Origin of the sequence: Streptomyces tardus, from assembly GCF_018101125.2 — a bacterium.
GTDB classification, from domain to species: domain Bacteria; phylum Actinomycetota; class Actinomycetes; order Streptomycetales; family Streptomycetaceae; genus Streptomyces; species Streptomyces tardus.
This window is the reverse complement of sequence record NZ_JAELVF020000001.1, coordinates 2,839,364-2,857,615: the sequence shown is the minus strand read 5'-3', so window position 1 is coordinate 2,857,615 and position 18,252 is coordinate 2,839,364. Positions and strand designations below refer to the sequence as shown.

At 72.2% G+C, this 18,252-nt stretch carries 19 protein-coding genes and 1 pseudogene; 11 read left to right on the top strand and 9 right to left on the bottom strand.

The features are described from left to right. The 4 genes from JGS22_RS12255 to JGS22_RS12240 form a co-directional block, all read left to right on the top strand. Window positions 1–1,418, top strand: a 1,418-nt coding sequence (locus tag JGS22_RS12255) for an FAD-dependent oxidoreductase (RefSeq protein WP_216814956.1), incomplete at its 5' end; no start/stop codon positions are given. A 106-nt stretch (window positions 1,419–1,524) separates the two neighbouring features. Beyond that, window positions 1,525–2,412 carry a hypothetical protein gene (locus tag JGS22_RS12250; RefSeq protein WP_211041888.1) on the top strand — a complete coding sequence of 296 codons (888 nt, stop codon included), beginning with the start codon at window positions 1,525–1,527 and terminating at the stop codon, window positions 2,410–2,412. Continuing rightward, entirely contained in the window at window positions 2,403–2,822 is a 420-nt protein-coding gene (locus JGS22_RS12245) for a hypothetical protein (RefSeq protein ID WP_211041889.1), read from the top strand. The genes JGS22_RS12250 and JGS22_RS12245 overlap by 10 nt, the downstream gene beginning before the upstream one ends. A gap of 201 nt (window positions 2,823–3,023) precedes the next feature. After that, on the top strand, window positions 3,024–3,578 hold the full coding sequence (locus JGS22_RS12240; protein ID WP_211041890.1) for a hypothetical protein: 555 nt from the start codon (window positions 3,024–3,026) through the stop codon (window positions 3,576–3,578). Window positions 3,579–3,758: 180 nt separating this feature from the next. Here JGS22_RS12240 and JGS22_RS12235 read toward each other — a convergent pair whose 3' ends face one another. Next, window positions 3,759–5,042, bottom strand: coding sequence for a LolA family protein (locus JGS22_RS12235; RefSeq protein ID WP_211041891.1), 1,284 nt, complete (start codon window positions 5,040–5,042; stop codon window positions 3,759–3,761). A 405-nt stretch (window positions 5,043–5,447) separates the two neighbouring features. After that, complete coding sequence (locus JGS22_RS12230; protein WP_211041892.1) at window positions 5,448–6,458, bottom strand: polyprenyl synthetase family protein; 1,011 nt, start codon at window positions 6,456–6,458, stop codon at window positions 5,448–5,450. A 188-nt stretch (window positions 6,459–6,646) separates the two neighbouring features. Here JGS22_RS12230 and fahA point away from each other — a divergent pair, with 188 nt between their 5' ends. From fahA to JGS22_RS12210, 4 genes are all read left to right on the top strand, one after another. After that, on the top strand, window positions 6,647–7,882 hold the full coding sequence (gene fahA, locus JGS22_RS12225; protein WP_211041893.1) for a fumarylacetoacetase: 1,236 nt from the start codon (window positions 6,647–6,649) through the stop codon (window positions 7,880–7,882). 157 nt (window positions 7,883–8,039) lie between these two features. Next, a complete protein-coding gene (locus JGS22_RS12220; protein WP_211041894.1) occupies window positions 8,040–8,903 on the top strand; it encodes a GNAT family N-acetyltransferase in 864 nt (287 codons plus the stop codon). Continuing rightward, on the top strand, window positions 8,900–9,616 hold the full coding sequence (locus JGS22_RS12215; RefSeq protein WP_211041895.1) for a nucleotidyltransferase domain-containing protein: 717 nt from the start codon (window positions 8,900–8,902) through the stop codon (window positions 9,614–9,616). The genes JGS22_RS12220 and JGS22_RS12215 overlap by 4 nt, the downstream gene beginning before the upstream one ends. A gap of 347 nt (window positions 9,617–9,963) precedes the next feature. Then, window positions 9,964–11,649 (top strand): glutamate synthase-related protein, encoded by a 1,686-nt coding sequence (locus JGS22_RS12210; RefSeq protein ID WP_211041896.1) that lies wholly within the window; start codon window positions 9,964–9,966, stop codon window positions 11,647–11,649. A gap of 190 nt (window positions 11,650–11,839) precedes the next feature. Here JGS22_RS12210 and JGS22_RS12205 read toward each other — a convergent pair whose 3' ends face one another. The 5 genes from JGS22_RS12205 to JGS22_RS12185 all read right to left on the bottom strand — a co-directional run bounded on the left by JGS22_RS12205 (window position 11,840) and on the right by JGS22_RS12185 (window position 14,732). After that, the gene (locus JGS22_RS12205; protein WP_216814955.1) at window positions 11,840–12,568 is read right to left on the bottom strand and encodes a GNAT family N-acetyltransferase; all 729 of its coding nucleotides are present in this window, start codon (window positions 12,566–12,568) and stop codon (window positions 11,840–11,842) included. A gap of 183 nt (window positions 12,569–12,751) precedes the next feature. Continuing rightward, entirely contained in the window at window positions 12,752–13,594 is an 843-nt protein-coding gene (locus JGS22_RS12200; protein WP_308405815.1) for an aldo/keto reductase, read from the bottom strand. Window positions 13,595–14,074: 480 nt separating this feature from the next. After that, window positions 14,075–14,314 carry a DUF7848 domain-containing protein gene (locus JGS22_RS12195; RefSeq protein ID WP_211041898.1) on the bottom strand — a complete coding sequence of 80 codons (240 nt, stop codon included), beginning with the start codon at window positions 14,312–14,314 and terminating at the stop codon, window positions 14,075–14,077. Next, window positions 14,311–14,553, bottom strand: a complete 243-nt coding sequence (locus JGS22_RS12190; protein ID WP_211041899.1) for a hypothetical protein — start codon at window positions 14,551–14,553, stop codon at window positions 14,311–14,313. The genes JGS22_RS12195 and JGS22_RS12190 overlap by 4 nt, the downstream gene beginning before the upstream one ends. Then, the gene (locus tag JGS22_RS12185; RefSeq protein WP_211041900.1) at window positions 14,550–14,732 is read right to left on the bottom strand and encodes a hypothetical protein; all 183 of its coding nucleotides are present in this window, start codon (window positions 14,730–14,732) and stop codon (window positions 14,550–14,552) included. Before JGS22_RS12185 ends, JGS22_RS12190 begins: the two co-directional genes overlap by 4 nt. A 352-nt stretch (window positions 14,733–15,084) precedes the next feature. Here JGS22_RS12185 and JGS22_RS12180 point away from each other — a divergent pair, with 352 nt between their 5' ends. Then, window positions 15,085–15,942: a helix-turn-helix domain-containing protein gene (locus tag JGS22_RS12180; RefSeq protein ID WP_211041901.1), complete on the top strand. Its 858-nt coding sequence runs from the start codon at window positions 15,085–15,087 to the stop codon at window positions 15,940–15,942. Further along, entirely contained in the window at window positions 15,881–16,087 is a 207-nt protein-coding gene (locus JGS22_RS12175; protein WP_211041902.1) for a DUF397 domain-containing protein, read from the top strand. The genes JGS22_RS12180 and JGS22_RS12175 overlap by 62 nt, the downstream gene beginning before the upstream one ends. Before the next feature lie 39 nt (window positions 16,088–16,126). On the opposite strand, the gene JGS22_RS12170 is transcribed toward JGS22_RS12175, so the two are convergent. After that, entirely contained in the window at window positions 16,127–16,732 is a 606-nt protein-coding gene (locus JGS22_RS12170; RefSeq protein WP_211041903.1) for a YdcF family protein, read from the bottom strand. A 265-nt stretch (window positions 16,733–16,997) separates the two neighbouring features. Next, entirely contained in the window at window positions 16,998–17,834 is an 837-nt protein-coding gene (locus JGS22_RS12165) for a DUF1206 domain-containing protein (RefSeq protein ID WP_211041904.1), read from the bottom strand. 114 nt (window positions 17,835–17,948) lie between these two features. On the opposite strand from JGS22_RS12165, the pseudogene JGS22_RS12160 reads away from it, so the two are divergent. Further along, window positions 17,949–18,134, top strand: a pseudogene (locus tag JGS22_RS12160) (IS5/IS1182 family transposase); the annotation flags it as partial. Between the last annotated feature and the right edge of the window lie 118 nt (window positions 18,135–18,252).

The following is an 18,252-nucleotide window of genomic DNA, read 5'->3' as shown; positions in this document are numbered from 1 at the left end:
CCCCCGGGGCCGCGCAGCCCGCACCCGCCGGCCCCTCGCCGAACTTCCACCACTGGGGGGCGCCGCGCTTCGACCGCGTACTGCCCTCCGACTTCGGCCCGCTGCGCGTCGCGGTCGTCGGCACGGGCCCCGCCGGGATGTACGCGGCGGAGGACCTGCTTCTGCACACCAACGCCGAGGTCACACTGATCGACCGGCTCCCGGTGGCCGGCGGGCTGGTGCGCCACGGGGTCGCGCCCGACCACCCGTCGACGAAGAAGATCGGCGAGTCCTTCGCCCGCTTCCACGACCACCCCAGGACACGAATGCGGCTGGGCGTCGAGATCGGCGAGGATCTCAGCGTCGAGGAGGTGGCCGCGCACCACGACGCGGTGGTCTACGCGGTGGGCGCCTCGGACGCCCGCAGCATCGGCATACCCGGCGAGCAGCTGGCCGGAAGCGTCGCCGCGACCTCGCTCGTCTCCTGGTACAACGCCCATCCGGACGCCGACCCGGACGCGGGCGCCGCGGTGTTGGCCGCGGAACGCGTCGTCGTGGTCGGCAACGGCAACGTGGCGCTGGACGTCGCCCGCCTCCTGGTCGCCGACCCGGACGCGCTCGCCGCCACCGACATCGCAGGCCCGGCGCTGGAGGCGCTGCGCAACGGGCGAGTGCGGGAGGTCGTGCTGCTGGGCCGCCGAGGCCCCGAGCACGCGGCGTACACCGCCTCGGAGTTGCTGGCACTGCGGCATCTGCCGAACGTGGATCTGGTCGTCGACGACCACGACGCCCGCATCGGGGCGACGATCGACGGTGCGGCGCCCTCCGAGAGGGCCGCCGTGCTGGCGGAGGTGGCGCGCGAGCGGGTGGACTGGTCCCGTGCGCCCGGCGAGGGCCGCCGCCGGATCGTGCTGCGCTTCCACTCCGCTCCGGTCGCCGCGCTCGGCGAGGACGCCGTACGGGCGGTGCGCACCACCGGCCCGGGGGCCGAAGTCGACGTGCCCGCAAGGGCGTTGGTGCGTGCGGTCGGCTACCGGGGCACGCCGCCCGCCGGACTCCCCTTCGACGAGGACAGCGGTACGGTGCCGCACGAGGCCGGCCGGGTGGCGGATCGACCGGGCACCTATGTGGTGGGCTGGATCAAACGCGGTCCCTCCGGCGGTATCGGCGCCAACCGCGTCTGCGCCGCGGAGACGATCGGCACGCTGCTGGCCGACGCGGTCGCCGGTCGGCTGCCCGAACCGCGCGGCAGCGCACGGGCGTTCGCCAGGCTGGTGCGTCGCCGCGCCCGGCGCACCGTGAATGCCCGCGGACTGGCGGCCATCCACCGGGTCGAGTTGGCCGCGGGCGCGCGGGAGGGCCGTTCAAGGGTCAAACTGACCACCGCCGAGGCGCTGTTCGCCGCCTCGCGCAGAGGACGGCTCCCCCTGGGCCGCTGACCCGGCCCACCTGCGCGCGACGGGCGGCAAGGGCAACAGCGCCCGGCTGTGCCCGCGCACTCGGCCGAGCACGAGCCCGCCCGCGAGGACCGAGGCGGCGTTGGCGGTGAGCACGGTCGCGCTCTGCGCGTTCGTCGCCGCGATCGGGGTCGCCCTCGCGCCGGCACTCCAACTGCCCGCTGCCACCACGGTGTTCGGACTCGCTTGCTTCGGCCTGCTGCACAACGTCACCGAACTGCGCTACGTACTGGGCCGGTTCGGCGGCGTACTGACCGGGCCGCTGCTGACGCTGCTGCTGACGCTCTGCACCGGCATCGTGCTCTGCCGCACCGTTCCCGCGAGCGAGCTGAGCCGGGCGGCCGAAATCTGCCTGGCCTACGGGCTGTTGGGCCTCGCCTGCCGGTACGGGCTTCGCGGCCCTCCGGTGCCACTGGGTGGTGCCTGCGCGGTGCTGAGCCTCGCAGCTGCCTGTTCACTGGCCAACCCGGCGTACCACTTCGTCGTACTGACGCATCTGCACAATCTGGTGCCGCTGCTCTTCCTCTGGGAATGGTCGCGCCAACTCGCGCGCGGACGGCGGCTGTTCCGCGCACTTCAGCTCTTCTGGGTGGTGGTGCTCCCGCTGCTGCTGCTCCTCGGCGCCCTCGACGGGCTGCTGGCGGAACGGAGCGCGGAGACCGACCGGCTCTCCGCCGCGCACTCCCCGCCCGCCTGGACGGATTCGCCGGTCGCACTGCGATTCCTGACAGTGTTCGCGTTCCTCCAGACGATGCACTACGTGGTGTGGGTGTGGTTTCCGCCGCGCTGCGCGCCCGCGGCCACCGCCTCGTTCGAGCGGCGGGTGCCGGTGCTGCGCGGCGTACGTGTCTGGCTGCTGGGGCTGGCCGGTACGGTCGCGCTGGCGGCGCTGTTCGCGAGCGACCACGCGACCGGCAAGCAGCTGTACGCGGCGGTGGCGACATACCACGCGTACCTGGAGTCCCGGTGCTGCTGATCCTGGTGCTGGAACTCACCACCCACACCCACCGCACCCGACCGGACGACCCGCACACCGCCGACCAGCACACCGCCGACCCGCGCGCCCCCCGACCCGCACACCGCCGGCTCCCGCTGCGGTGGCGGCGGCACCGAGACGGAACCGCCGCCCCCGGACCGTCCCGACCGCGACCAGAGAGAAGGCCGACCGACATGCTGACGATCCGACTGACCGACGTCGCCCCGCCCGAACCGGACGGCGGTTCCGGCGCCTCGGTGCTCATGCTGCTGGCGGGAATCGCCCTCGTCGTCGGGGCGGTGACGCTGGCGGTCGTCCGCTATCGACGCAGCCGCGAGACCGGTGGCCACGGACCCGACGACGGCACCGGTCCGCACCACAACCCGGAGGAGGGGGACGGCCCCCGCTGAAGCCCCCACCGGGCGTTCGGCAGACCTCCCGCGACACGGGCCGTGCCTCTGTACGGCTGGCCCTCTCCCCCATACGGATCCCGGACGCGACGCAGCGGATGCGGGCGGCGGTAGCGCGCAGGAAGGTGGGCCGGTGGCGCGTACGGCAGCCCCGTACGCGCCGCCGAGGCCCGCCCGACGCAGCGCATCCGAGGAGAACACATGCCCGCAGCCCGCCGTCCCCTCCGCCGTCCGCGAGCGCTGCGCAGGGCGGGGGCCGCCCTCGTCGCCGGCGCGGCGGTGCTCGCGATGCTGCCCGCGGGCAGTTCGGTCGCCCGGCAGCACGACGCCGCGAACCCGGCGGAGGTCCCGCGCGAGGCGCTGAGCTGCACACAGGTCAGCTCCGGTCAGCTGTGCCTGCTGATCACCGAGACCGGTCACCGAGGAACGATCAAGGTCACCTACCAGCGGGACGCCGACCAGGCCTCCCGACCGGGCAGTCTCCTCTACCAACGCGTCGCCCCGGCCGACACCAACGCCCAGAGCACCCCGGCCGCCCCGAACACGGCAAACACCGGGCACACCGGGCACACGGCAAACACGACGAGCACTGCCGCACCCGCCCCGACGGTCGTCGCCAGTCCGCATCCGGAGACGCTGGACGCCGGGCAGAAGCACGAGTTCGGCACCGCGACGACGATCCGCCCCGGCTGCTACCGGGCGGGCGTCGTCGAGGACGGCTACGAGCCGGAGTGGGGCGGCAGGATCTGCGTCTGAGCAGTGCGCACAGAACGAGGGCGGGGCACCCATACCCTGGTGCCCCGCCCCACTGCTCTTCTGCTTCCCTGTTCTTCTCCCTCTTCCGGTCTTCTGCTTCTCCGCTCCCACTGCGGCGAACTTCCGACGCGCTGCCGGGATCTCACCGGCAACCGCCGCGGGCCGCGAACGGCCCCGTGATCAGCCGGCGTTGGCGGCCTTGATCAGACCTTCCTTGGTCACCGCGCCGACGTAGACGCTGCCGTCGTCCGTCAGCAGCGCGTTGACGACCTTGGTACCGACGACCCGGCCCTTGCCGAAGTCGCCCTCGACCCGGTCGGTGTAGGCGTCGAGCAGCTTGCCCATCCGACCGCCCTCGGGCAGCTCCGGTGCCTTCCCGCCCTCGGCCGACTCGGGCGCGTCCATCACCAGCACGGTGCTCCAGCCCTTGCCGACGACCTTCAGGCCCTCGGGGTGCTTGCCGTCCTTGCCGTGCTGGCCGTGCTTGCCGTCGAGCAGCGCGTCGATGCCGGGGAGCCCCTCCAGGCCCGGCAGCGAGCCCAGCAGGTCGCCCGGCTCCGGACGGTGCTTGGCGAGCTCCTCCTCGTCGATCACGGTGGTGCCCTTGGGCGGCGTGAAGTCGAAGGTGGAGGCGGCGGGCTTGCCGAAGTCGACGTCCTGGAAGGCGACTTCACCGATCGGGTCGCCACCGCCCCGGGCGTCCAGGGTGACCTTCAGCGGTACGCCGTTCTCCGCGTCCACCGCGATGCGCAGGGCGTCGATGGTGGAGTCCGGTGCGCCCTTGGGCTTGACCGCCAGCTGGTAGGCGTCGCGGTCGGCGACCCGGGTGGTGCCCTGCACCGACACGGAGGTGGTGTCCTCCAGTCGGTCCAGCAGCTCCTTGGCGAGCTGCTGGGGGTTGGCGCCCTTGGGCAGCGCGTCCTCGGGCGGGCCCTGGCGGTCGGCCCCGTCGGGGGCTTCGCCGCGGAACGCCGTCTTCGACTCGCTGTCGTAGCCCCACACCGAGCCGCCGTTGTGCACCATCGTGTACGCGCCGCGGTCGCCCTTGAGCGTCGCCCGCTGCTTCTTCGGGCCGTCGACCGCCACGTCGACCGTGTGCTTTCCGTTCAGCAGCGTGGCGAGCCTGGCGGAGGCGTCCGCGTCGGCCGCGGCGCTCTCCCCCAGGGAGGGGTCGCCGCTGGGCAGCATGTCCTGGAGCGAGCCACCCGGCAGACCGAGGTCGGCCCGGGTCTTGACGGTGCCGGAGAAGTGCTCGACGTCCGACTCGGCGATCTTCGCCACCAGTTCCTCGGCGGACAGGGACGGCAGATCGGGGTCGCCGTTGTCGGCGAGCGCCGGGACGAGTCCGATACTCGCCACCGCCACCGTCAGCACCGCCACCGGCACGGCGTACCTGGCCGCGCGGCGCCGTGGACGTGGTGCCGCGGCGTCCGTGGAGCCGGTCGTGTCTTCCGTACCTGTCATCTGAGTTGACCTCCGTATCCGGGCGACGGCCACCCCTGCGCTCGCCCGTACGACCCACAACCGTGCGGGGTGGTAGTCACCATGGCACCAGAATCGGCGGCGGTGCGCGTCAGCCCCCGGTCGCGTATCGCTACCCCCTGGGGATGATCCCGACTCCCCCACCCGTAGGGGTCGGCCTCCGGGTCGGCCCGGAGACCGAACCCGCGCGCACAGCTCTCGCGCCACCCGGTCGTACCGTCCGGCGCCGGCGGCAGGGGCCGGTCGCGAACCCGCGTGCGCCACGCGGGTGTTGGCGGCGACACGGACGCCGCCGAGCACCACCCGTACGTCTCACACCGTCCCCGCGACCCGGATCGTGCCGCGCACCGCCGCGCGACTCACCCCGCGCGGCTCGGGCGACGGGTCTCAGCCCGCGCGGTGCACCACGGCGTCGCAGAGCAGGGAGAGGGCGTCCTTGGTCGGGCCCTCGGGGAGCGGGGCCAGCGTCTCGCGGGCACGCTCGGCGTGGGCGACGGTGTCCTTGCGGGCGCGGTCGAGCGCCGCGTGTCCGCGCAGGCTCACGAGCACCTCGTCGAGCAGGCTGTCGTCCGCCAGGTCGCCGTCGATGCGGGCGAGAAGCTCCCGGTCCCCGGCGGAGCCGCTCTCGCGTGCCATGGCCCGCAGATGCAGTATCGGCAGGGTGTCCACGCCCTCGCGCAGATCGGTGCCCGGGGTCTTGCCCGACTCGCGGCTCTCGCTGGCGATGTCCAGGATGTCGTCGGCAAGTTGGAAGGCGATGCCGATGCGCTCGCCGTACTGCGTCAGCACGCTCACGACCTGCTCGGAGGCGCCGGCCAGCATCGCGCCGAAGTGGCAGGCGACCGCGATGAGCGAACCCGACTTGCCCGCCAGGACCTCCAGGTAGTGGTCGATCGGGTCCTGGCCCTCGCGCGGTCCGACGGTCTCCTGCATCTGGCCTGTGACCAGCCGCTCGAAGGCGTCGGCCTGGATGGTCACGGCGTCGTCACCGAGGTCGGAGAGGATGCGGGAGGCGCGGGCGAAGAGAAAGTCGCCGGTGAGAACGGCGATCGAGTTGTCCCAGTTGGCGTTGGCGCTCGGCACCCCGCGGCGCACGTCGGCCTCGTCCATGACGTCGTCGTGGTAGAGCGTGGCGAGGTGCGTCAGCTCCACGACCACGGCGGCCGGTACGACTCCGGGGGCCTGCGGGTCCCCGAAGCGCGAAGCGAGCAGTGTCAGCAGCGGACGGAAGCGCTTGCCCCCGGCCAGCACCAGATGCTGGGCCGCTTCGGTGAGGAACGGCACATCGCTCTTGGTCCCCGCGAGCAGGGATTCCTCGACAGCAGAGAGCCCGGCCTGAATGTCGGCTTCCAGGGCCTGGTCCCGCACGGTCAGCCGGAATGGCTCGACGACGGCCACGAGATCTCCTGTCTGCAGTGTTGCTCAGCTGGTCAGCGCCCTTTGAGCTGGTCAAGGACTCATAGGGCGGCATTGTTCACCATTACGGGCAGCGTAACCGGTCACCTCCGGATCACCGCAGGCGCGTCCCTCGATAGCCTGTGCCCGGTCCCGACCGGCGACGACCTCGAAGGCGAGGGCAGTACCCCATGTCAGCAGCGAACCTGCTTCAGGTACCCGAAGAGCACCTTTTCGGAAGCGACAATCTGCCCTACGGGCTGTTCAGCACCGAGGTGGAGAGCCGCCGGAGGCTCGGAGTCCGCTTCGGCGACGCCGTGCTCGACCTCGGCGGCGCCGCGAGCGCGCTGGGCTCCCCGCACGCCGAGGTGCTGAACGGTGACAGCCTCGGCCCGCTGCTCGCCTCGGGACTGACGGTGTGGCGGGAGGTGCGCGCCGAACTGCGCGGCTGGCTGCGCCCGGACGCCGGCGAGGAGATCCACGACCGGCTGCTGCCGCTGCTGCGTCCGCTGGCCGAGGTCGAGCTCCATCTGCCCTTCGAGGTCGCGGACTACGTCGACTTCTACGCCAGCGAGCACCACGCCACCAACGTGGGCCGCCTCTTCCGCCCGGACGGCGAGCCGCTCACCCCCAACTGGAAGCATCTGCCCATCGGTTACCACGGCCGCGCCGGCACGGTGGTCGTCTCGGGCACGGACGTGGTGCGCCCCAACGGGCAGCGCAAGGCGCCGACCGAGGAGGTGCCGAGCTTCGGCCCGTCCCGTCGACTGGACATCGAGGCCGAGGTCGGCTTCGTCGTCGGCACCCCGACGCGGCTGGGGCAGTCCGTGCCGCAGTCGCAGTTCCGGGAGCACGTCTTCGGCGTCTGCCTGCTCAACGACTGGTCGGCGCGCGACATCCAGGGCTGGGAGTACGTACCGCTGGGCCCGTTCCTGGGCAAGTCCTTCGCCACCTCGGTGTCGGCCTGGGTCACCCCGCTGGACGCGCTCGACGCCGCCCGCACCTCGCCGCCCGCGCGCACCCACGCGCTGCTGCCGTACCTCGACGACAGCGGGGACGAAGTCGAGCAGGCCGGCCTCGACCTGCGGATCACGGTGACGCTCAACGGCGACGTCGTCGCCGAGCCCCCGTTCGCGGCGATGTACTGGACGGCGGCGCAGCAGCTGGCGCACATGACGGTGAACGGCGCGTCGCTGCGCACCGGCGACCTCTTCGCCTCCGGCACCGTCTCGGGCCCCGAGAAGCACCAGCGCGGCTGCCTGCTGGAGCTGACCTGGGGCGGCCGGGAACCCCTCCAACTCCCCTTCGGGCAGCGGGCGTTCCTGGAGAACGGCGACGAGGTGACGCTCACCGCCTGGGCACCCGCGGCGAACGGCCGACGGCTGGGCCTCGGCGAGGTGACCGGCCGCATCGTCGGCGGCGCGTAGCCCCCGAGGAGCCCGACCCGGGCGGCTGCCCGACAGCCGCCCGGGTCGGGCACGGCCTCGCGCCCACGGGTGCAGCTCTGCGCCGTGGGGCGACCCTCGCCGGAGACCCGCCGGAAATGTGGTTGCGCCCTCGCGTCTCCCGGCCAAGGGTCGGCACATGACCGACAGCGCACTGATGAGAGCGAACGCCTTCCTCGCGGACTTCGCACGAGCGGGCGCGGGCGAAGTCGTCGACGTGCCCGGCGGGTTCGCGGCGCTCAACGACCGGTATCCGCACTCCCGGGCCGACAACCAGCTCGTCGTGGAGGGCAATCCCTCCCCGGAAGCGTTGCTGCGCACCGCCGAGGCGGCGCTCGGCCACCTCCCGTACCGGCGCATCTGCGTGCTTCGGGAGGAGACCGCGGACGCCGGCCGGGAGGCGCTGCTGCACGCCGGGTACGTCCCCGAGCCGCTGCTGGTGATGCGTCACACCGGTGTGTCGCCCGCACCGCGGGGGCGCCGGGCCGAGGCGGTGGACCTCGACTCGTTGCGCGAACCGATCGCCGGCTTTCTGCGCGAACTGCTGCCGGCCGACACCGGCGAACAGGTGGTGCGCGACCTCGTCGAACGTCGTGCCGCGCGCGAATCCGGCGCGGAGAACGTGGAGTTCCTGGCTTCGCGGGCCGCTTCGGGCGAGCCGGCGGCCTGGGCCGATCTCTACCTGAACCCGGCCTGCGGCATCGCCCAGCTGGAGGATCTGGTCACCCACCCGGCACACCGCAGACAGGGCCACGCCGACGCCGTCCTCGCCACGGCTCTCCACCGGGCTTCCGCGGCCAGCTGCGAGCTGCGCTTCCTGCTCGCCGACGAGACCGACTGGCCCCAACACTGGTACGGCCGACGGGACTTCACCGTCATCGGCCGTTCCCACGCCTTCGAGCGAATCGACGACACCTCGCCCGAGAACGCCGCCTCCTCCGACGCCACGCAGAACATGGACGCCGCGCAGGGCCCGGGGCCCACGGCCCGCGAGCGCCGGTGAACGCGCAGGTGGAGCAGGCGCGTCGGGCGGTGGCCGAGCTCTACCCGGACGCCCGCGGCGCGGTGCTCGGCGGTTCGGCGGCGACGGGCCTGGCAGGAGCGCGCAGCGATCTGGACATCGGGGTGCTGCTGCCGGAGGGCCACCTCAGCGGACGCGAGGTGGTGCGGCACGAGGGCCGGCAGGTGGAGGTGTTCCGCAACGCGATCGCCGAACTGCCCGGCTTCTTCGAGTGGGACCGCGGACGGCGGCGGGCAACGGTGGTGTTCCTCTACGCGGAGGGTCTGCCGCTCACCGATCCGTACGGGCATGTGGCGCGGACCCGGGAACGGGCGCGGGCGGTGCTGGAGTCCGGTCCGCCGCCGCTGAGCGCGGACGAGTGGGAGCTGGGCCGGTACGTGCTGACCTGCTGGCTGGACGATCTGACGGACGCGGACCCCTCCGAGCGCTCCGAGCAACTGGCCCTGGCCGACGCCCTGTTGCAGGAGGCGGCACATCTGCTGACCGCACACCACCGAGCCTGGACCGGCATCGGCAAATGGCTGCCCCGCAGACTGCTCGCCGCCGACCCGGCGCGCGGCGGAGCACTGCTCAACGGCCACCGGCTGCTCGCGGAACGGGCCGACCCCGCCCCGCTCCTGGCAGCCGCCCACGAACTGCTCGACCTGGTCGGCGGCCCGCTCCGGGAGGGCTTCCGGCACACCTGGAGCCGCTGAGCCGCACGCCGCGCCCAGCCGACCCGCGCACCGCACGCCCGTACGCCCGCGCGGCCCGCACACCCGCGCACCTGCTTGTCGCACCGACCGGACGCACACCCGCCCGCACGCCGGACGGACTCCGACTGCGCGACTCCTGACCCGCGTACCCGGCCACCGCGCCGAGCGGGGCGGACCGTCAACCGGCCCTGGCGGGACGCCTGTTGCGTCCGGGGTGCGCGGGGCCGGCGCCGCGGAAACGGGAAACTCCGCACCGCAACGTCGCGAATGCGGCACGATCGGCGCGGAGCCCGTACGAGTCCCGTACCGATGAGACCCCGTACCGATGAGACCTAGGAGCAACCCGGATGCGTGCCACGAGGATCGCCGAACTGAGCGACCTGCCGGAGTCCCGGCCCGCGTACGCCCTGGTGGCCAACGTCGACCTGGTCGTCGTGCGCCTGCCGGCCCGCAGCGGCAGTCCGGACGGGGGCGGGCCGGAAGGCGGCGCGCCGGCCGGTGACGGCTCCGCCTCCGACGGGCCGGAGGTCGCGGTCATGTACGGCCGCTGCCAACACCGCGGGGCGCTGATGTCGGACGCCGAGGTGTACGGGGAGCGACTGGTCTGCGGGCTGCACGGCTCGACGTACGACGTCCGCACCGGCCTCAACACCCATTACAAGGGCGCCGATCTGGAGCGCTTCACCTCCTGGACGGAGGACGGCGGCGTCTGGGTCGACGAGGAGGAGATCGCCGCGTGGGAGAAGACGAACCCGCAGCACTTCCGCCGCGACCGCTATCAGGGCACCTACGCGGACCTCAAGGGCACGCCCGACGAACCGCATGTCGGCGAGATCCAGAAGCTCGCCGCGTCCGGCCTGACCCGGGTCGGGCACCACGGGGCGATGGCGGCGATGGGCGTGCCGCGTTCCCAACTGCCGTCCTGGGACGACCTCCAGTTCGTCACCGCCCAGCTCGCGGTGCCGCCGCTGCTTGACGAGGACGCCGTCGGCACCGAGGTCGTGATCGGTCCGGGCGCGCGCCGCCCGCTGCGGCTGGAGATCCCGCTGATGGTCTCCGACATGAGCTTCGGCGCGCTCTCCCAGGAGGCGAAGACCTCGCTCGCCAAGGGCGCCGAGCTGGCAGGCACCGGCATCTGCTCCGGCGAGGGCGGCATGCTGCCGGAGGAACAGGCCGCCAACAGCCGGTACTTCTACGAACTGGCCTCGGCCCGTTTCGGCTACTCGCCGGAGAAGGTGGCGCGCTGCCAGGCGTTCCACTTCAAGGGCGGCCAGGCCGCGAAGACCGGCACCGGCGGCCACCTGCCCGGCCACAAGGTCACCGGGCGGATCGCCGAGGTCCGCGGGCTGGCGGAGGGCGAGGCGGCCGTGTCGCCGGCCCGCTTCCCCGATCTGACGACCGTCGCGGACTTCCGCGAAGTGGCGGCCGAGGTGCGGGAGGTGACGGGCGGTGTCCCGATCGGGTTCAAGCTCTCCGCCCAGCACATCGAGAAAGACATCGACGCCGCGCTCGACATCGGCGTCGACTACCTCATCCTCGACGGCCGGGGCGGCGGTACGGGCGCGGCGCCGCTGCTCTTCCGCGACAACATCTCGGTGCCCACGATCCCCGCGCTCGCGCGGGCCCGCCGCCATCTGGACCGGCGGGAGCGGGACGACGTCAGTCTGATCATCACCGGCGGGCTGCGGGTGCCGGCCGACTTCCTGAAAGCGCTGGCGCTCGGCGCGGACGCGGTGGCCGTCTCCAACTCCGCGATGCAGGCAATCGGTTGTGTCGGGATGCGCGCCTGCCACACCAACAAGTGCCCGGTGGGCATCGCGACCCAGGACCCGCACCTCCGGGAGCGGCTGCCGGTCGACGAGGGGGCGGAGCGGCTGGCCCGTTTCATGACCTCCTCGGTCGAGCTGATGCAGGTGATGGCGCGCGCCTGCGGCCACGACCACCTCGGGAAGCTGAACAGGCACGACCTCGTCGCCTGGAAGCGGGAGATCGCCGATCTGGCGGGCGTCGCCTACGGCGGAGCGGCCGGCTGAACCGGCGCCTGCACGGCGCGGCGCGGCAGTGGGCGGACCTCTATCCGCTGGTCTGTCGTCGCCCCGCGCCGACAGGGCCGTCCACGCAGCGCTCGACGCCGCAACCCCCGTTGCAGCGGACTCCGTTCGCCCGGCACCCGCCTTCGCGGCCGGGCCGTGGCCGGGCGGGGACGGCAGGCGGAGGTGCGCGCTACGACGCGCGGCCCGGCAGGTCGGGCCCGCGTACGGGGAGAGGGAGGCGACGCCGGTAGCAGAGCTCCCGTTCGTCGGGCGGCGGACCGGTCGGCGGGGTGTGCGGATCGAAGTGCCAGCCGTGATGCTCGTAGAACGCGCGAGCGGACGCGTTGCGCTCGTAGACCCAGAGCACCGCGGCGCGCACCCCGTTCTGCGTCCAGCGGCGGAGTGCGGCGTCCATGAGTGCTCCGCCGAGTCCGTGCCGCCAGTGACGCGGGTGGACGTAGAAGGCGTACAACTCCCCTGCCGGCAGGGAGAGTTGCGGGCCGCCGCGCGGGGCTCCGGCGTACTGGTTCGGTCGGCTGTTCCGGCCGACGCGGGCGGTATCGCGGTGGTCCAGGTGGACGGTTGGCGGGCCGCGTACGCCCACATCCTGCCGCCCGCCGAGCTGGCCGAGCTCAGCCTCGTCCGGGCCGAGGGCGGCGAAGCCGAGCACCTCGCCCCCGTCGCCCTCCGCCACCAGGACCTGCTTCCCGCTCTCCCGCGCACCGCCGATCACGCCGTGCCACAGCTGCTCGGCCCGGACGAGGCTGAGCTCGGCCAGCTCGGCGGGCGGCAGGATGTGGGCGTACGCGGCCCGCCAACCGTCCACCTGGACCACCGCGATACCGCCCGCGTCGGCCGGAACAGCCGACCGAACCAGTACGCCGGAGCCCCGCGCGGCGGCCCGCAACTCCCCTGCCACAGGGGCGAATCCGGCTGCCGTGTCGGCCCGGGTGCGGGCTGCGTCAACCCGGGCGTCTGCCGCCGCATCGGCCCGGGTGCGGGCCGTTCCGGTCCGGGCGTCTGCCCGGGGCCCTACGGCCGCCCGCGCCCCGGGACGGTCCTGGTTGCGGTCCGCGCCGCGCTCCACGGTGGCCACCCCCGCTCAGGACCGGCCGAGGCGCGCGAGCCGCAGATGCTGCTCCGCCGTGAACGGCAGGGATGGCGCGGCGACGTTCTCCTCCAGATGCAGCGCCGAGGACGTGCCGGGGATGGGCACCAGAACGGGCGAGTGCGCGAGCAGCCAGGCAAGCGAGGTCTGAGCGGCGGTGGCGCCCAATTCCTGTGCGACCGCAGCGATTTCGGCGGCTGCGACCGCGTCGCCTCCGGGCAGCTCGCCGGGGGTGGCCTCGGCGACCGGGCGCCAGGGCAGAAAGGCGATACCGGCTGCCTCGCACGCCTCCAACACGGGCTCGTGCTCCCGGTTCAGGACGCTGTAGCGGTTCTGCACACTCGCGATCTCGGCGTGCCGACGGGCCTCGTCCAGCTCGGCGACGCTCACTTCGGACAGCCCGATGTGACCGATCTTTCCGGCCCGTTGAAGGTCGGCGAGGGTTCCGACCTGGTCGGCGATCGGCACCTGCGGGTCGAGCCGGTGCAGCTGGACCAGCTCCAACCGCTCCATCCGGAGCCTGCGCAGCCCTTCGTCGACCTGGCCGGGCAGCACCTCGGGACGGGCGTCCTGGGCGACCTTGCCGACCGGACTCTGCTCGCCGGTGCCCGGTTCGGCCCGGACAATGCCGACCTTGGTGGCGATCAACAGGCCGTCGGGGTAAGGGTGCAGCGCCTCGGCGAGCAGCTCCTCGTTGGCGCCCCAGCCGTACATGTGGGCGGTGTCGACAAGGTTCACGCCCAGCTCCACCGCCCGCCGGGCCACCGCGAGCGCGTCGGCCCGGCCGGGCCCCTGCCCGGTCGGCAGCCGCATGGCACCGAATCCGAGCCGCCGCACTTCCCGCTCGCCGCCGATCCGGAAGGTCGCCGCCGCCTGCTGTCCCGCCTCCGCCCGGCGGCCCTCCTCCGCCCGCTGTCCCGTGGTCGGCTGCTGCCCGGTTGTCGAATGCTGTCCCGATTCGTCCTTCACAACAGCGCACGCTAGCAAGCAGCGCTGACACGGCGCGGTCGCCGCAAAGCCGAGAGCGCTCAGCTCAACTGCCGCACCGACATCAGCAGATGGCGGTGCGGGTCGAGACCGGCACGCACTGCGAGGCGTTTGGTTCGGCCCGCTGGCTGTCGGCCTCACTCTGTCCTTCGGCCGGACCGCGACCTGTCGACCCCGACGTCCCTGACGACTTCGACGACCCCGACGAGCGGTACTGGGACACGTACGCCGGGTGGGGCCGGATCGAGCGACCCCACCCCGAACTCCGGGGCGCACAGCGCACAGAATCTGCGAGCGGGCTGCGGCCCACCCGGTGGCCGGTCGCACCCGCTAGAGCCAGGGGCCCGGTATCGCGCGGTAGGGACGCGTCACCGTTTCGCGGTAACTGAGGTGCTCCGGGCGGTGCTTGAGGTGCGTGGGAACCCAGGCGGAGGAGAGACCCGGATCGGTCGACGGGGGCCCGGTTTCGCCACAGACGCAGCAGGCCATCGCGAACGTGATCGGCTCGGCGTCCGGCTCCAGGTCCGCGGTGACGGTGAACGACCGGTAGCGGTGCCGCTGCCCGCTCATCGCAGACGTCCCAGGCTCTCCAGATGGGCCCGCACCGTGTCGCTCAACTCCGCGACCAGCGCGGCGAGATCGGCCCGTACGGCCTCCGGCGACGCCGGCCCGCCCGTACGGGTCGCGACCGGATCGGCGCTCGGCCCGGCGCTCGGGGCGCGGGCGGCGCCCTCGGTCTCCGCCCCGGAGGCGGGCGCGGGTTCTCGCGGGGCGTCCTTCGGCCCGGCGGGGAGGTCGACGTCGTTCACCGTCCGACCACCCGCAGATGTACGGCGGCCTGGTGGCGGCGCAGCAGCACCACGCAGTCCGCGGCGCGGGTGCGGTCGCCGGCGGCGCGGGCACGGGCGCGCTCGGCACGCCACCTCGTGCATTCGGGACAGGGCGCGGGCGGCCTGCCCGACGCGGAGACGGGTTCGAGGCCGGTCATCGCGGCACACTTCCTCGGCGCATGACATCGGCAAGCTGAATGCCCAGTTCCGGGCCTCGGGAACCGGGTTCGTGCAGCACGGCCGTCCCGCCCTTCGCGGAACTCCACACGTACGGGTCAACTCTCGGTCCACGACGTGCGGAACCGATGGGGCGCGGTGCGGCGCGGAGCACGTTCACGGCTCCGTCAGCAGTGGTCAGCAGGCCGCAGGCGATCACGGCAACTCCTTCGACGTGATGGAAGACAGAGGTATTCATTGCCCTCCGTACTGTTTCCCTCACACCATGCGTTCAGTCCCCGTACCGTGGGAAGGGGGCGCGGGTTGACAATCCATCGGTCAACGGGAGGGCAAGTGCCGAAGGCAGAACGGGAGCCGTACTCCGAGGAGTTGCGCGCCCGCAGGGAGGAGGCAGGACTCACTCAAAAGGAGTTGGCCGAGCTGCTCGCAGTTCACTCTTCCCTCGTCGCTCACTGGGAGGCGGGCAGACGCCTGTGCGGCCCTCGGGACGCCTCCCGACTCGATCAGACCCTGAAGACCGGCGGCACGTTCGTCAGGTTCCTCAGAAAGGACGATTACGCAAGGCGCTTCGAACGCGTGGCAACAGCAGAAGCCCATGCGACTCGAATCGAGGAGTACGCCCCGGTACTCGTACCCGGCATCCTCCAGACCAGGCCGTACGCGCTGGAAGTGCACCGATCCGCACAGTTCTCCTGGAGGCCCGAAGAGCTTGACACTCTCATTGTCAATCGGATGAATCGGACCAAGATCCTCGAACAGCAACACCCACAGCTCTGGTACATCCTGTCCGAGGCCGTTCTGCGCACGGTGGTGGGAGGTCCCGCCCTGATGGCCGAACAACTCGCTCACATCGCAGCGTTGACGAGAGTTGGCCGCATCGGACTTCAGGTGATGCCCTTCTCCGAAGGAGCACACGCCGCCATGGACTCCCTCGTGACCCTGATGAGGTTCGACAACGCGCCTGAACTGGCCTATGTCGAGGGCGTGCACACCAACATGGTGGTCGATGCAGACGAAAGCTACCGCGTGCAGAAGTGCCGCGACGCCTATGATTTGACGCGGTCCTCAGCGCTGTCCCCCAGGACCTCTCTGCACTTCCTCGAATCCGTGACGGAGGAGTACCGAAGCCATGAACGTCCCCGATCAGATCAACCTGCGCGCCTGGCGCAAATCCAGCTACAGCAGCGGTAACGGCGGCTCCTGCGTCGAGGTGGCGGACGGGTACGACGTGCTGCCCGTGCGCGACAGCAAGACGCCCGACGGGCCCGTACTCACCTTCCGGCACACCGACTGGACCGCCTTCGTCACCGCGCTGCGCAGCCACGACCTCCGCTGAGGCTCTGACGGCGACGGCCTTCGGAGCGTCAACGACCTTCTACGGCACGAGCTTTCGCACGTCGACCCCGAGGCCGCGAAGCGCCCAGAGCCCGTAGGCAGCGAACACCGGTTTGACGAACAGCCATTCACCGGGTCGGTGGTCGTCGGCTCGCACCAGTTTCTCCGCGAGGTCGGGGCGTTGCCGCAGCAGATACGCGCGGGCTTTGAGCGCGTGAGCCGGCTGGGAGACGATTTTGATGCGGTCCGCCTCCTCCAGCAGCGGAATCACATTGGCGATGTTCTCCCACGTCGTCGTGGACCGGTCCTCCAGGAGCACAGTGCCGTTGAATCCGAGCTCCGACTGCGCGTATTCGGCCATCAGTTGAGCCTCGGTGGCCGCACTGCCGCTGGTCGCGCCACCGCTGAAGATCAAGCGGGAGTCCTGTGCACGGTCGGACTCGACGGAACGAATACCGGCGCGGACCCGCCACCGGTTGATGAGGTTCGCCCTCGCCTGGGGGTTCCGGTAACCGCAGACCACCACAGCGGTGGAGGGACCCCGACTGTTTCCCACGAGCATCCGGGACCAACGCCGGTTCAGCCACTCGCTCACCGCCAGAACCGCAATCCCCGTCGCCACCAGACCCGTTGCTCCGCGTCTCATTCGCAGACTCTAGCGTCGGTGACCGAGGTGGACAGAGCTACGGATCAGAAGGTTGCAGGTTCGAATCCTGCCGAGCGCGCACAGTAAGAACAGGTCAGAGGCCCTGTGCCAGAAAGACGGTGCGGGACTTCTTTCGTGATCTCGCACAATTTCTCACACCCGCCCCAACGATCCCGTTCCGCCGAGCAGTTGGGCCGGCTTCTCGGACCCCGACCCCTCCCCGGGCACACGGCCGCCGGACGGCCGGGGCACCGGTACGGAGGCGTCACACCCGTCCCCAACGGGCCATCGCGAAGGAGAACGCGCCGAACAGCGCGAGCCCGACCGCGACCGCCACCAGGAGCCATGGGCCGACCGGGGTGTCGGTGAAGGCCCGCAGGGTGTCGTCCATGCCCTTGGCCTCGTCCGGGTCGAAGTCGAGCGCCGCCTTGATCGCGAAGACGCCCGTCGCGCCGAGCACCAGCCCCTGGGCGATCCCGCCGGGCACCCCCAACAGGTCGACCAGCTTCCGCTGCCAGGGGGACATGCGCGACCGGCGCATCTCCGCGTGGTACTTGCGCATCCCCGCCTTGACGGCGACCACGCCCCCGCCGATGACGAAGCCCGCGCCGACCGCGCCGACGATCCACTGCCCGAACGGCATCTCCAGCGCGCTGGCAGTGCCGTCCTTGGACTGCTCGTCGCTGGAGCCGCTGCCGGATTCCCCCAGGGCGTACGTCACCGCCGAGTAGGCGATGAACGCGTACAGGACGAAGCGACCGGCGGAGAGCGCGCGCTTGTACGCCTTGTGCCCGTCCGGGCCGGCGGCGCCGAACAACGCCTCGGACAGCCGCCACAGCGCCATCCCGACCAGACCGACCGCCAAGGCCCAGAGCAGCGCCATGCCGAACGGCTGGTCCGCGACCTGCGCCAGCGCTCCTCCGCGGTCCGCCTGCTCGCTCGAACCGCCGAACGCGATCTGAACCGACAGCAGCCCGATCACCAGGTAGATCGCCCCGCGGGCGGAGAGGCCGGCCCGTGCCGCCGCTGTCATCGCGTCGCTGTTCGCGGCGCGACGTGCGGTGGCCTTGCCCTCGTCGACGGTCGAGGTCGCTGTTCCCATGGTGTCCGCCTCCTCGTGCGCGGGCGGTGCGCCTCGCACAGCGACCACCTGCCCCGAACAGACGGGCGAAAACAGCGTCGCCGCCGGTCGGAGCGCTGCCAACGTCCGCCGGACGCGGGCGGGTTCGTCATCGGGACCACGACGGCTGCCGCCACATCACCGAGGCGGTCGAGCTTCTGGCCGCTCTCGCCCCGAGCTCGGGCGACGCGGTTGCGGACCGCTTGGCCGAAGGCGTATCCGATCCTGGGCGGCACGCTCCGGCCGATCGACCGCCTTGCCGCAGACCGGCTGTTGTACTCGCGTAGTGGCGACTGCTGTTACGCCGGAGCCGTGCCATGCGGCGCCTGCCGTGTCAGGTCTGTGGCGGATCCTCCCGCCATACGCCCCGGGGCTCAAGTCGTGGGGGTCGGGCGCCTTC